Annotated in this window: 12 protein-coding genes; 3 read left to right on the forward strand and 9 right to left on the reverse strand. The window is 38.0% G+C overall.

From position 1 onward, the window contains the following. The first annotated feature begins 376 nt into the window (after positions 1-376). From OCK74_RS27425 to OCK74_RS27435, 3 genes are all read left to right on the forward strand, one after another. A complete protein-coding gene (locus OCK74_RS27425; protein ID WP_279300320.1) occupies positions 377-703 on the forward strand; it encodes a hypothetical protein in 327 nt (108 codons plus the stop codon). Between the two features lie 163 nt (positions 704-866). Then, on the forward strand, positions 867-2,108 hold the full coding sequence (locus OCK74_RS27430; RefSeq protein ID WP_279300321.1) for a multidrug effflux MFS transporter: 1,242 nt from the start codon (positions 867-869) through the stop codon (positions 2,106-2,108). Between the two features lie 63 nt (positions 2,109-2,171). Beyond that, positions 2,172-2,507, forward strand: a complete 336-nt coding sequence (locus OCK74_RS27435) for a hypothetical protein (protein ID WP_279300322.1) — start codon at positions 2,172-2,174, stop codon at positions 2,505-2,507. A gap of 295 nt (positions 2,508-2,802) precedes the next feature. Here the strand turns inward: OCK74_RS27435 and OCK74_RS27440 are convergent, their stop codons facing one another. The 9 genes from OCK74_RS27440 to pdhA all read right to left on the reverse strand — a co-directional run bounded on the left by OCK74_RS27440 (position 2,803) and on the right by pdhA (position 14,309). Beyond that, positions 2,803-5,739, reverse strand: a complete 2,937-nt coding sequence (locus OCK74_RS27440; RefSeq protein WP_279300323.1) for an FAD-binding and (Fe-S)-binding domain-containing protein — start codon at positions 5,737-5,739, stop codon at positions 2,803-2,805. Between the two features lie 162 nt (positions 5,740-5,901). Then, a complete protein-coding gene (locus OCK74_RS27445; RefSeq protein ID WP_279300324.1) occupies positions 5,902-6,774 on the reverse strand; it encodes a bestrophin family protein in 873 nt (290 codons plus the stop codon). A gap of 91 nt (positions 6,775-6,865) precedes the next feature. Continuing rightward, positions 6,866-8,200 (reverse strand): ammonium transporter, encoded by a 1,335-nt coding sequence (locus OCK74_RS27450; protein ID WP_279300325.1) that lies wholly within the window; start codon positions 8,198-8,200, stop codon positions 6,866-6,868. 200 nt (positions 8,201-8,400) lie between these two features. Beyond that, the gene (locus tag OCK74_RS27455) at positions 8,401-10,776 is read right to left on the reverse strand and encodes a hypothetical protein (RefSeq protein ID WP_279300326.1); all 2,376 of its coding nucleotides are present in this window, start codon (positions 10,774-10,776) and stop codon (positions 8,401-8,403) included. Between the two features lie 143 nt (positions 10,777-10,919). Further along, a complete protein-coding gene (locus OCK74_RS27460; protein WP_279300327.1) occupies positions 10,920-11,327 on the reverse strand; it encodes an EVE domain-containing protein in 408 nt (135 codons plus the stop codon). A 26-nt stretch (positions 11,328-11,353) separates the two neighbouring features. After that, complete coding sequence (locus tag OCK74_RS27465; RefSeq protein ID WP_279300328.1) at positions 11,354-12,073, reverse strand: (Fe-S)-binding protein; 720 nt, start codon at positions 12,071-12,073, stop codon at positions 11,354-11,356. Positions 12,074-12,138: 65 nt separating this feature from the next. Next, positions 12,139-12,630: a 6,7-dimethyl-8-ribityllumazine synthase gene (ribH, locus tag OCK74_RS27470; protein ID WP_279300329.1), complete on the reverse strand. Its 492-nt coding sequence runs from the start codon at positions 12,628-12,630 to the stop codon at positions 12,139-12,141. An 18-nt stretch (positions 12,631-12,648) separates the two neighbouring features. Further along, a complete protein-coding gene (locus OCK74_RS27475; RefSeq protein WP_279300330.1) occupies positions 12,649-13,332 on the reverse strand; it encodes a tetratricopeptide repeat protein in 684 nt (227 codons plus the stop codon). A gap of 29 nt (positions 13,333-13,361) precedes the next feature. Next, positions 13,362-14,309 (reverse strand): pyruvate dehydrogenase (acetyl-transferring) E1 component subunit alpha, encoded by a 948-nt coding sequence (gene pdhA / locus OCK74_RS27480; RefSeq protein WP_423803184.1) that lies wholly within the window; start codon positions 14,307-14,309, stop codon positions 13,362-13,364. Positions 14,310-14,820 lie beyond the last annotated feature (511 nt).

Raw genomic sequence — 14,820 nt, forward strand, 5'->3', positions numbered from 1 at the left:
AGGGGAGGTAAAATCTCTATAACAGTATACCCTCAGGGGTTACTTAGACCTAAATTGTACGCTCACCCTTTTTCACTGATGGACTCAAAACTACCCAGACCTTCCCGACTCCTCTCAAAAAATACTGCTTCAAAAAACAAACATAGGAGACCTTACTACGGTCTAACTCCATATGTACTCCCTATTTACTCCTATTATACTTCCTTTAAACAGCCCTCAATTCTTATTAAAAACTATTCCCGTTTTAATGAAGAAACATTAGTTCTAACACTTAATTTTAAAATCTGGCATCCCATTTGGCTATATTTAGGAAAATGACGGAAATGAGGGTTAAGGGTTAATGAAGAAGAGTCAATAACTATAAAATTGTAAAGTCATGAAACAAGCATCAATAATAACTTCCGTAGAAAGTAGAATAACAGTACCTCAACTTTCAATGTCAAATTTTTATTCAAATCCTTTGGAAGAGAGCGCAGGACAAAAGAAAAAGAAGAATATCAATAAGTTTTCAAGTTATTTTGAGGAAATAGACTGGTCGTCTGCCATATCCAAAGCAGATGGTTGTGTTGAGATCACTTGTATAAAGAGCGATAATTACGATATTGATTATTTAACAGTACCCGTAATGACTTCTTTTATATTTACTTGTACAAAAGGAAGCGATGAATATTATGAAATAGCATGGATTACTTCTTTATCTTAAGTAACAGCACGATATCACAATTAAATATGATGTCCCAAATCCAGATGTTTAATGCGCATTGAACATTTCCCTGCCTATCTGAATTCGTTCGAAGACATCTTGTAAATTTACTTTCCCTGGATAATAATCTTGCAATGGCATATTATTTTAGCACCTTGCATACATGAAAGGAAAGAGCAAGTTTTTGTTGATTTTGATACTTGGCAGTCTCTCAGCTATTGGACCATTTTCCATAGACATGTATCTGCCTGGATTTCCGGCAATAGCTGAAGACCTCAAAACTACAGTAGCTCATGTATCCCTCTCGTTGTCCTCATTTTTCATAGGCATCTCAGTGGGGCAATTAATTTACGGACCTATTTTGGATCGTTTCGGCCGTAAGCGACCACTTTACTTTGGTTTATCATTATACCTGTTAGCATCCGCTTGTTGTGTTTTTGTCAACTCTGTGGACGCGCTCATTACGCTGCGCTTACTACAGGCGTTAGGAGGCTGTGCAGGGATGGTAGCATCAAGGGCTACAGTCAGAGATGTGTTTCCTGTAAAAGATAATGCAAAAGTATTTTCAACACTTATGCTGGTCATTGGCATTTCTCCTGTGATTGCACCAACCCTTGGTGGGTACATATCAGCAAACTTTGGTTGGCAATATGTATTTGTGGTGTTAACCTTATTATCAGCATTGATATTAACAGCAGTCCATTTTGTCTTTCCAACCACCAAGCCACCAGACCTTACAAAATCATTAAAGCCAGGCGCTATTGTAAAAGGTTATTTTAATGTACTGAATGAGCCCCAGTTTTATACCTATGCTGCAACTGGGTCACTGGCTTCATCTGGACTTTACGCTTATATTTCAGGCTCTCCTTATGTTTTTATGGAATTGTACAAAGTAACCGAAAAACAATATGGATGGATCTTCGCATTGATTGCATTAGGCCTTATCATCTCAAGCCAGGTAAATAGTGTTTTATTAAGAACCTATACAAGCGAACAAATCATCCGCATTGCCTTACTCTGTCAGTCACTTTCTGGAGTCATTCTAGCGGCGGGAACATTCTTTGGTTTACTCGACCTGTTCAGCACCATCTTCTTCATATTTATATTTTTATGTTGCCAGGGATTCACGTTCCCCAATTCTTCAGCACTTTCCCTTGCCCCTTTCAGCCGAAATGCAGGCACTGCTTCTGCTCTCCTTGGCGCCATTCAAATGGGAGTAGGTACACTCACATCAGCCTTAGTAAGTATCTTGAACAATAAAACAGCCCTGCCTATGACTGGCATTATGGCAATCTGTTCTCTTTCTAGTTTCACCGTTTTAATAATAGGCAGAAAAATTATCAAATTTAAAGCAAGCATATCGGAAGTAGAAGAGCAAACAGCAGAAATGATTAGTACATCCTGATTGAGTAACTGATTTTGCTGGCTTTTGCTTTTTTAGTAACTTATAAATGCTAAACCATTGAAGATGTATAGAACTTTCTTTACTCCAATCCTGCTTATACTTTCTATACTTTCCTTTGCCCAAACTAATCCTGCAGAAGGTGCTAAACTTTTATTTACCAATGTAAAAAGCAGCCTTTCCATAGCTGATAAAAACCTTATCTATAAAAATTTAGGGGTTAAATTATCAAAAGATAAAACCCAGTTTGTTTCAATGGAAGATGAAGGAAGTGAATTCCCCTTTACAGCACAGGTTTTCCCCTCAGATTTAAACAAAGATGGAAAGGAAGATATTTTTGTTGTGTATGGAAATTCTTATACTTCAGGGCAAACCGGTTCAAGTGTAGTTCTTTATATTTAAAAAGCAGATGGGAGCTATTCAACAAATCTGGGTTTTCCTGGCACAGCACCGGAAGTTATACCTACAATCAATAAAGGATATCCAGACTTAATAATAGGTGGTCCTGGATTTGAATTCCCAATATGGAGATGGAACGGAAAAGAATATGCTTATTTCAATAAAGTAAAAGATCAGGACCTGCAAAAAATGAAAACAAAGAATATTGAAGAAGTGAGCAAAACTTACCAAAATCAAGTAAAGACAACTGATAAGCAATAAATTTACGTTGACGCTTATCAGTTGTCTTTTAACCAGTTTATTTTACAATCGCTTCCCACAATACTTCTACTGGGTGCTTGGCCTTTCTGCCAGTACCATCTTTGATTTGGTGACGGCAACTTGTACCTGGAGCTGCGATAATGACATCTTCTGATTGCTGACGTACTGTAGGCAACAATACCAATTCCCCGATCTTCATTGAAACCTCGTAATGTTCTTTCTCATAACCGAAAGAACCAGCCATACCACAACACCCTGAAGGAATGGTAGAAACCGTATAATTTTCAGGAAAGGATAATACTTTTACCATTGGATTGATCGATGAGATAGATTTCTGCTGGCAATGTCCGTGCAGCTTAATTGCTTTCTTCTCTTTAGTAAACTGCTCCCTTGTAATATTACCTTTATCAATTTCACCTGCAATGAATTCATCGAATTGGAACACATTCTTTGCCAATTTGTGCGATGCTTCCAACAATTCATCATCTGCCAGGTCAGGATATTCATCTCTGAAAGTAAGAATAGCAGAGGGTTCTATACCCACCAACGGAGTTTCATTTGTTACAATAGGACTAAGCAACTCAATATTCTTATTGGCGATCATCTTGGCGGTCCTTAACAAACCTTTGGAAAGCCATGTTCTGCCACTCTCCTCATGCTTTGGAATCTCAACCTCATAACCAAGTTTTTCCAGTAATTGAATTGCTTTGATGCCTATCTCAGTATCATTATAATTGGTAAACTCATCACAGAACAGGTATACTTTTCTTGCACTTTTTGCCAACCGCCCGTTGCCTGTTGCCAATTTCTTGCGATGCTTTTTATACCAGCTTAATAAAGTTGTTTTATACAAGGTAGGCATTGAACGTTCTGTTGCAAAACCAGAGAAACGTTTGATTATATTACCTGTAAAAGAATTCGTTACAAAGAAGTTGTAAACACCTGGCATCAGTGCCCCTAGCTTGGCAGATTGAGTAAAATTAGCAATAAGTTTAGAACGGAAAGGAACTCCATTAGCATCATAGTAATGCTGTAAGAACTCTGCTTTCAATTTTGCCATATCCACATTGGAGGGACATTCAGATTTGCAACCTTTGCAACTTAAACAAAGATCCATCACCTCTTTGATCTCTTCATGGTCAAAGCGGTTCAGTTTATCAGAATTGGTCAGGAACTCACGAAGAATGTTCGCTCTTGCCCTGGTTGTATCTTTCTCATTTCTGGTGGCCATATAGGATGGACACATGGTGCCGCCAGATAAATGAGTCTTGCGGCAGTCGCCAGAACCATTACATTGTTCGGCATGCTGCAAAACATCCTGGTTTGGATAACGGAAAACGGTATTGAAAACAGGCGTTTGTTGCCCTGGCTTATAGCGCAACATGCTGTTCATGGAAGGGGTATCCACAATCTTATTTGGATTGAAAATATTTTCCGGATCCCAGACCTTTTTAATTTCCTTCAACAGTTGATAATTCTTCTCACCAACCATTTGGCGTATAAATTCACCGCGCAATCTGCCATCACCATGCTCACCACTTAATGAACCCTTGTATTTCTTAACAAGCGTAGCAATTTCCTCCGCAATAGCGCGGAACAATTTGTTGCCTTCTTCTGTTTTTAAATTAATGATAGGACGTAAATGCAATTCACCGGAACCAGCATGCGCATAGTGTACAGAATAGAGATTATACTTTTTCAAAATCTCATTGAATTCTGCTATGTAAGCAGGCAGATCCTCAACATCTACTGCTGTATCTTCAATTACAGGAACAGCTTTTTCATCTCCAGGTAAATTACTAAGCAACCCTAAACCAGCTTTTCGAAGCGTCCAGATCTTTTTTGTGTCAGCTCCAAAAAGTAATGGGAAATGATAACCCAATCCAGCAGCTCTCATTTCCTCTTCCACTTGCTTTGCTATTTCTGTTATTTCTTCGCGGGTTTCTTTTACAAATTCTACAACCAGAATAGCTCCAGGGTCTCCCTGGACAAAGAAGCGGTTTTGCCTTTGTTGAATATTATCTTTAGTACATTCAAGAATGTAATGGTCAATAAGTTCACTGGCGCTTGGCCTATATTTCAATGCTATTAAGTTGGCCCGGAGTGATTCATCTATTGAATTGAAGTGAACACAAAGCAAACCGGTTTCCTTTGGAGGTAGTGGCACTACATTCAATTTGATCTCCGTCAAAAAAGCCAAAGTACCTTCAGAACCGGCTATTAATTTACAAAAGTTGAAATCTTCTGAACCCGCTGTAAAAGGAGCCGACTCTAATAAAACATCTACCGCATACCCGGTATTTCTTCTTTCAATACTCTTTTTTGGAAACTCTCGCCTGATTTCCTCCTGGTTATTATAATCGCTTAATAAACTGCGGGTAGTTCTGTAAATAGCGGCTTCCAAAGTGTTACCTTCACATTTCTGGTGAAACTCATCAATATTCAATTCTTTGAATTCCGCCTCTGAGCTATCACTCAATAAAGCCTTTACTTCCAGCAAATGCTCGCGTGTGCTGCGATATACAACCGAATTGGAGCCACACGAATTATTACCCACCATACCACCAACCATAGCCCTGTTTGCAGTAGAAGTCTCCGGCCCGAAGAACAAGCCATGAGGTTTCAGGAACATGTTCAGTTCATCACGTATAACGCCAGGTTCCACACGAACCCAACCTTCTTCCTTATTCAGTTCCAGTATTTTAGTAAAATGCTTAGACACATCCACTACAATACCATCCCCTACAACCTGTCCAGCCAATGAAGTTCCAGCAGTCCTAGGAATCAAGGATGTTTTCTGTGCGCGAGCAAAATGGATCAGCTTTTTAAGATCTTCAACGGATCTGGGAATAGCAACAGCCAGTGGAATTTCCCGGTAAGCCGATGCATCAGTAGCATACAAGGTGCGCATCGTGGTGTCAAAAAACAGTTCGCCATCCAATTCTAAGGCCAACTGTTGCAATTTTTCTTTCATTTGTACTTCCTGGTGGTTTATGATGGAAAGGCCGCAAAATTACTGAAATACAGAAATGTGGACTGTAAAAATGTAAGTACGACAAATGATTTTGAACAGGTTATGAAAACAGACCTTCATAATAAATATATTTTATATGATAGTAGCAACAATTTCCGTTGGTCATGTGAGAATATCTGCAATATTCTTTGTAATATTTTCTGTTATTCTTTGCATGGGTAGGTCATTGGTATCACGACCGAATGGATCTTCAATTTCTTCTGCAATTAATTCAAGACTTGCCAATACATAAAAAATGAAAACTACCACAGGGATAATGAAATACCCCATATTAAAAACATAACCCAAAGGCAGTGTGATCACATAAAAAAATATAAACTTCTTAATAAAGGCACTATAGGAAAAGGGAATTGGTGTGTTTTTAATCCGTTCACATGCACCACAAATATCCATAAATGAATTGATTTCACTATTTAGCAAGATCAATTGTTCACCCGTAATTTGGTTTTGTACATACATCATGTTAATGCGGCTAATCAGCAAACCTGCAACCTGGCCAGGCATATGCTTGCTCCGGTCAAAATTTGGAATCTCCGGATGAGTCTTTTCATCAAGTAAAAACCTTGTCTCTTCTTTTTGTAAATGGACCATCAATTCCAGCGCAAACCGAGGAATCAATTGTTTGAAAAATGCCCTGGTTTCATGATCATGTGCCAGCATAGCATTTAATTTTAGGGCCAAATTTCGACTGCTGTTCACCAAAGCCCCCCACTGCCTTCTACCTTCCCACCAACGATCATAAGCCGTATTGGTACGAAAAACAAGTAACATTGAAATAGCAAATCCAAGTAAAGTATGGATTAGTGACATATTTTTTAAGTTACTGTCGGCCGGAACATAACTGGTTATCAAAAAAGCAATCAACCAGGAATAAATACCAATAGCCAAAATAAAAGGCAGCAACTTACGTAGCGTATCAGACTTGTGAAAACGGTAAAGGAATAATGCCCAGTCCTTTGGATTATAACTAATCATAAGCAAATATCCTTAAACATTAAAAAAGCATGTCACTTTTGTGTTCATCTTGTATCAAAAGTGACATGCTTTTTATTGAGAAGTGTTGTATTTATGCTCTCATTGAGACTTGTTCGCCATGTTGCGTAATATCTAAACCTTCTAATTCCTCCTCTTTAGATACCCTTAAAGGAGAAATCATATCTGTAATCTTTAACAGTAAGAAAGCCCCGAAGAATGAAAATGCTACAACAATTCCTAATCCTGTAAGATGGGCAAGAAACAATTTAGTCTCACCAAAAAGTAATCCATTGCCTGTCTCATTCAAAGGATTGACAGCCCGATTAGCAAATACCCCTGTAAACAGCATGCCCACCATCGCACCTACACCGTGACAAGGAAATACATCAAGTGTATCATCCAGGTTGGTTTTAGCAGAAAGAGCTACAACTATATTACTGATAATACTGGCAACAGTTCCTATAAAAATACTATTAGGAATTGTCACATAACCAGCAGCAGGTGTAATAGCCACCAAACCAACTACGGAACCAATACAAAATCCTAAGGCTGAAGGTTTTTTTCCTCTAACAACATCAAAAAGGGTCCAGGCAATACCAGCAGAAGCAGCCGCTGTATTTGTAGTAGCCAATGCAATAGCAGCCACGTGATTGGCACCACCAGCAGAACCGGCATTAAAACCAAACCAGCCAAACCAAAGCAAACCGGTACCTGTAAGTACAAATGGAATATTGGAAGGGTTTAAATGTAACTCTCCGGTTTTGCGCTTACGCAAATAAATGGCTGCAGCAAGAGCGGAACAACCTGCAGAAATATGAACAACAGTACCGCCTGCAAAATCCAGAACACCCATCTTATACAAAATCCCATTAGGATGCCATGTCCAATGCGCAATAGGTGCATAAATCAACATGCTAAACAAACTTGCAAACAGAATATATGATGTAAAACGGATTCTTTCAGAAAAAGACCCAGTGATTAATGCAGGAGAGATCACAGCAAATTTTAATTGGAAAAAAGCAAAAAGTACCAATGGAATCGTGCTCGCTAATGGCCATGGCTTGCTTTCTAAAACACCTTTAAACATGAAATATGTCCTCGGATCTCCTATAAAGCCTCCAATAGAATCTCCAAAAGCTAAACTGAAGCCAACTACTATCCACAGAATACTGATGATACCCATGCAAATAAAGCTTTGAAGCATCGTGGAAATTACATTGCGGGTGTTTACCATTCCACCATAAAATAAAGCCAAACCTGGAGTCATTAATAATACTAAACCAGCTGAACACAACATCCATGCGACATCTCCGGCGACTAAACCTTCTGTTACCATTGGTTTGGTTGGTACATTGGAATGAATAACTCCTAAAATTGATATGGCAATAAGCAGAATAAAAGGAACAATTGACAATCGTTCTTTCACAATATTAATTTTTCAAGTTAAAAATGGCCGCAAAGATGCCAAAACTTAAAAGAGAAATCAAATTAAATAGCAGAAACAGCAATATCGACGCGGTTTTTTAACGAAATAAATACGTTACAAATATTATATATGCATAAAAATAGATAGGAAAACAGTCATATTATTTCTGACTTAGCAGGGTTAATCTCGAAACCAATACATTATTTTTCAAGATTGATGGCTACACGCATTGCCTTCAATCCATTAACACCTTGAAGTTCTTCCAAATCAAGAAATTCAATACCCGGTTGGAGGATATTCTTATTCTGCAAAAACTCTATATATTGTTGATATTCAGGAACTTCCTTTTGGTTGGAATAAACAATCGCAATCTTACCAGGCTGGGTAAGCCGTTCTGTTGAATCTTTTATATGGACCTTATCAAGTCTTTTTTTGATGATTTCGTATCTAATGTTGTAAGCACCTTCCACATCAAATCGCCGCTCATCTCTCCGGAAGAGTATGGAAATGCACTGACTTTGAATTAATATTAACTGAGTTGTTTGCAAAGGTAGTTTCAAAGAAGGCAACAGGTTATGAGAAATACGTGCTGCTTCTGCCATTGAACGCAATTGCCATAAACGTATATTTTTCAAATAAAGCAAATCAAATGGGTAGTTAGGCGCAATAGACTGCCCTATATAAATGTTGTATTCCACACCATCTGTTCGGTATTTTTCAAAATAATGTGGATACGATTTTTGTACAGAATCTTCTTCCTTATCTAGAAACTGTAACATCGTCTCATTAATTATCGATAAAGTTTCTTCATATTCTTTACGATACCTGCACAATGGGCTATCAGGGCTTTGAACCATATCAAAGTAATCATCCACAATTTTTTGTAATTGAGGATTCATCCTTTGTAAATGCCCTAATACGGGCCTAACTTCATTTTCAATAAATTCATTGATTCGAACTTCATCCTCGGTAAGCATATTTTCCTGGATAGTTTGCTGAATGGTGAAAATCTTGAATTTCAATCCTTCCAGCAAGGGCAGATGCACTTGTTCTTCTAACCGGTTTAGTATTTCGTCAATGACAACAAGATGCTCTTTAAGATCTTTCTGAATGGCATGGCTTCTTTCCATTGAGGAATTTCGTATATCTATAGCGCCATATAATGGATAAACATTTTCAAAAACCACATTAGGTGTACCAATATCATTATTTCTAAGACTTTCCCATGCTACTTCAGCAAATTTCCAGTCTACAGATGGTTGTAAGGCTGTAAATTTTTCCTTGACCAGGTTTTCAATTTTTTGATGGAATGCATCTATACTTTTCAGTAATGCCACCGATAATAAAGGTATAGCTGGCTCCAAACGGCTCATTACCTCATATGTTAATAGGTTCGGTATAGGAGAAGCTATTTCAAGAACTCCCAATAAGCCGTCACTATTTTGCATAGGATAATGAATATAGCTTCTGGCTCCCATATCAAATACTGGTTTTAATAAGGGAATGTCGCGGACTAAATCCTCACTAAGAACAGAAAATGTGATAGGTTCAGGATGTTCGCTGAGAAATCCTACATACATGGAGAATGCAGCCTGGCTATCAGGATCATTAGAAAGCATTTGTTTCCCCCCCAAACTATTTTGCGAACAAGTATCATCCAGTATATAGCGATTATTTACTTTCAGAAATGGGGATAATCCTATCTGTATATCATTTAACCCTACAAGAGCATGAATAGCTTCCTTCAGTTCATCGGCAATACCCATGTCACAGCTTTTCTGACGCAAGAGTATCTTTTTTATTGTCTCCAATGATTCATCGGTAGTCACGTCTTCTGCTACCCAAACAGCGAAACCTTCTACTTCAAATAAATGAAGCGGCATGGCTTGTAATTGCTTTTCAAGATCTAAAATTCTAAAAGTATTCAAGCAAACTGCACAATCATGAATAGGTGGCAAAACACCTTTCAGGTGTACATCAATAAAACGCCTGTCATATTTTATTTTAAAATACCGCTTCAATCCGGTATTGGCATCTGAAACTGGATATACAAGTTCTGGACTATCATTCAATTTGATGCCATAAAACTTTTCCAATACATGACTATAAATCATGGAACATTCAATGTTCTTTAATTGGTCACTTGCCAGGTTTTCTGGAAGAAGCAGGTGTTCCTTTGTTTGATCTAAGAATAATCTGGCGAAGGGCTCTGAGTGATGAAATATTTGAAACTGGTAGGGAACTGATAAAGCAAAACTGTTTTTTTCATGTTCACTCACTACGGGAAAAAGAGCAGTACAAAGCATCTCCAAAAGTTCAGATTGTTCCTCCAAACTCGACAAGTTATTCATCGGACTTAATAAAGCCGGTCTACGCTCTAAATTATCTATTAGTTGAGTAAAGAATTTTGAAGTCGTTTCTGAAACTTTAGGAAGTTTATCCTTCAGGTAACTAACAAATGGTAGAAATGAAATTTTACTTTCGAGCTCAGGAAGCTCTGCCGTTAATGACGGAAGCGGCGTTAGCATCCTTGGGTGGTGCAATGTCGGCGCCGCAGAAAAAACTTCTTGCAGCATATAATAGGTTTTCGTTTTACAATACTTGATTAAAGTATAATAAAGTTAAACATTATATGCTGCCCAAGTTGAAGTATATTTTAGAAAAAATGAATAACAAGCTTTATGAATTCAACTGAAGTTTAATTTTTTTTCTAACCAGTCTATTCTCCAGCCAAACCCAAAACAATGTTCCATTCCTCTTGTTTTACAGGTTGCACTGATAAACGGCTTAACTTAAGTAAAGCCATTTCAGATAAGCGCTCATCTCCTTTTATTAACTTCAGACTTACTGGTTTGGCTAGTTTTCTCACAGGTTGTAGGTCAACAACAACCCATGCATCTTCATCCGTGGTAGGATCCTGGTAATGCTCCTTTACTACTTTGGCTATTCCGACTATTTCCAAACCTTCATTGCTATGATAAAACAATACTTCATCACCTTTTCTCATTGCCTTCAAATTGTTTCGGGCAGCATAGTTGCGAACACCATCCCAATATGTCTGTCCTTCTTTTTCAAATTGATCCCAGCTATATTTAAAAGGTTCTGATTTTACCAACCAAAAAGCCATAACTATTTAGAATTTAAAATCATAATTTACCATCCACTTGCCAGAATATCAGCTAAGTGCATAGTCTTTAATGAATACTTTTTATTATCAATATACCCCTGTAAGTGCATTAAACAAGATAGATCAGTTGAAATCAGGTAGTCAGCCCCTGTTGCCAGCGCATTTTCGACTTTCTGTTCTGCCATTCCTATTGAGATTGGTTCATACTTAACAGCAAATGTACCTCCAAAACCACAACAGGTTTCTACATCCTGCATTTCTACTAATTCCAATCCTTCCACGTTTGCCAAAAGCTTCCTGGGTTCATTTTTAATTTTACATTCCCTTAAGCCCGCACAAGAATCATGATAAGTAGCTTTACCAGTAAGTTTCGCATTAAAGTCGGTATAACCCAAAACATCAACCAGAAAATCTGAAAGCTCAAATATTTTTTCACCAATGGCTTTCGCATCAATCAATTGAGTGGTATCTTCAAAAAGCCTGGTGTAATAGTTTCGGACAAAACCTACACAACTCGCACTTGGTGCTACAATGTACTCTGAAGCATTGAAATCTTTAATAAACTTGGTGCAAACATCACGAGCATCATCCCAAAAACCAGCATTGAAAGCAGGTTGACCACAACAGGTTTGAGATGGGTTATAGGAAACAGAGCAACCTGCCTTTTCTAAAACTTTTACTACATTAAAGGCAGTTTGCGGGAAAAGCTGATCTACGAAACAGGGAACGAATAGCTGTACATTCATAAGATTTCTATTATAAATGACAAACCAATTTGTCAATTACGACCTAATCTAATTCGTCATTCGACTTATTCTTCATTTCGGAACTGCTGGTTAAGCACAATCATTTTTAAAGCAGTAATGGCAGCCTCCTCTCCTTTATGGCCATGAACACCTCCGATTCTCTCCTTCGCCTGCAATTCCGTATCAACAGTCAGGACGCCAAAAATAACCGGTACAGGTAAGGACAGATTTAATTGAGTAACGCCATCTGTTACTGCTTTGCACACATAATCAAAATGTGGGGTATCTCCCCTGATGACACATCCTAAGGCGATAAATGCTGATGGCGTATTATTGTTGGCCCAACACTGCTGTATAGCAAAAGAAATTTCCACAGCTCCCGGAACAGCATATGTCTTAAAATGAATACCATACTGTTTAAATATTTCAATGGCACCCCTTTCCAGTTCATCTACAATTGCACTATTCCATTCCGTTTTAATTAAAACAACAAGGGCATCCTTTACTTTACGGATGCCCTCAATCTCTTGTAAAAGCTTACTATTTGCTTCTGTCATAATGTTTTGCCTAAAAGCTTAGTTATAAACTCCTAATTGTGCGAGATATTTCTCAGCCTCGAAACCTCTTTCAGAACGAGGGAATTTCTGTTTCAGTTCTTTGAACAAATCGATAGCTTCTTCTTTGTTTTTCATAACCCTATCAGCAAAATAAGCAGCTACAAAAAGATATTCAGAAGAATTGGCTTCATCATCAGTAAAATGAGAGGCAGCTTTTTTGTAGTTTTCTAAAGCTTCGCCATTTTTTCCTTGTTCAGCATAAGCGTCGCCAAGCAATTTATAAGCTCTTGCCTGAATTAATTTGGAATCAGTTCCAAAATCTTTCAGATGTTTTGCTGCTTGATCAAATTTTCCAAGTTTTAACTCAATATGACCAGCATAGAACTTTGCCATATTACCGGCATCTGTTCCGCCAAACTTATCAATTACTTTTAAAAAGCCTGCATTAACCCCATCACCGTTCAAAGCAGCATTCAAAGAATCCAGACGGTAGTATTCTTCCGCCTTGAACATAGCATCTGCTGCTTTTTGTTCCTGGGGCAGTTTATAAAGATATTTATAAGCCAGGTAAGCACCTCCAATGATGATAATAGCAGCTGAAGCAATCAGAATTGGGCGGCTATAACGTGTCCAAAAATCTTTCGCACGATCAACCACAACCTGGCTATCGTCTTTTTCTTGCAATTGTTTTGTTTCTACCATGAAAATAAAATTAAAGCAGTCGTTATTTTTTAATCAACAATAAATGGATAATTTTTGTCAACGTATACATCTTTTAACACTTCATCATCATTTGGCCAAGGAGACTCTTCTGCGAATTTCACACTTTCAGCCACTGCCTGATCAACTCTTTCATTAATCTGGTCAATTTCTTCCTGGGTTGCAATATTATTTTCCAAGATTGTTTTCAGTAACATGGAAATAGGATCTTTCGCGCGATACTCATCCACTTCATCTTTTGTCCTGTATTTCTGAGGATCACTGATAGAGTGGCCTTTATAACGGTAAGTTTTAATTTCCAGCAAGCTTGGACCACCTTTTTCGCGTGCACGCTTAACAGCACGGGCAACTCCCTCGTGAACAGTTTCTGGCCTCATACCATCAATCACATCACTTGGCATATCATAAGCATCGGCCAGTTTATATATATCAATAACGTTCGAAGAACGGTTAACGGCAGTACCCATTGCATAATGGTTATTTTCACAAATGAAAATAACTGGAAGATTCCACAGCATTGCCAGATTGAAGGTCTCATGCAAAATACCCTGACGGGCAGCACCATCACCAAAAAAGCATAATACTACATTATCCGTATTATTATAGGCTTCTGCAAATGCAATACCTGCACCTGTACCAATTTGTGCCCCTACAATCCCATGACCGCCAAAAAAGTTCACGTCTTTTCCAAAGAAGTGCATGCTACCACCTTTACCTTTAGAATTACCTGTAGCTTTTCCATAAAGTTCAGCCATACAAGAATTTACAGATACACCCTTTGCAATGGCTAAACCGTGGTCACGATATCCTGTAATGAATGAATCATCAGGCTTAGTAGCCGTCATACATCCAGCAGCAATTGCTTCCTGACCAATATACGCATGGAAAAAGCCACGGATTTTTCCATCCATTTTATACTTTTCCTCGGCCATCAATTCAAATTGACGGATTAATTGCATCAACTCGTACCAATACAGATAAGTTTCCTTTGTAAACTTGGTAGCTACAGATTGTAATGTTTGAGAAGCCACGTTTGTAAAATTTGAGCCGCAAAAATAAGGGATTCAATTGTTAGTTTGGATTTTAGGATATAGAGTTTTGAGTTTTAAGTAATTAAACATTGGATAATCAAATTGGATATGCTCCTTTTTTATAGTTTCCGTCAATAAAGTTATCATTTGACAGCTCATGATTTACAATTTTCCTTATGTCAAATTATTTGAATTTGAACTCAGTGGACAATTTTGCTGATTAGGTATGGCCCTGGTATGGTGAATGGTGAATTGGAGGAAGGGTAAAGTGAGGGGAGCAAAACTTGGAAGGAGGGGGTTGGTTTTGTATCTTTAGGACCAGTTCCATTAACTCCATTAAAGGCTTTGAAGGCGTTCTGCCGGTAGGTTGTTTTCCCCTTATTTAGGAGCATTTGCTCCATTCAGATCGAAGCATAGTCGAAAGATGGTCGAAGGATAG

Source organism: Paraflavisolibacter caeni, from assembly GCF_025628885.1.
In the GTDB taxonomy this organism is placed as follows: domain Bacteria; phylum Bacteroidota; class Bacteroidia; order Chitinophagales; family Chitinophagaceae; genus Flavisolibacter; species Flavisolibacter caeni.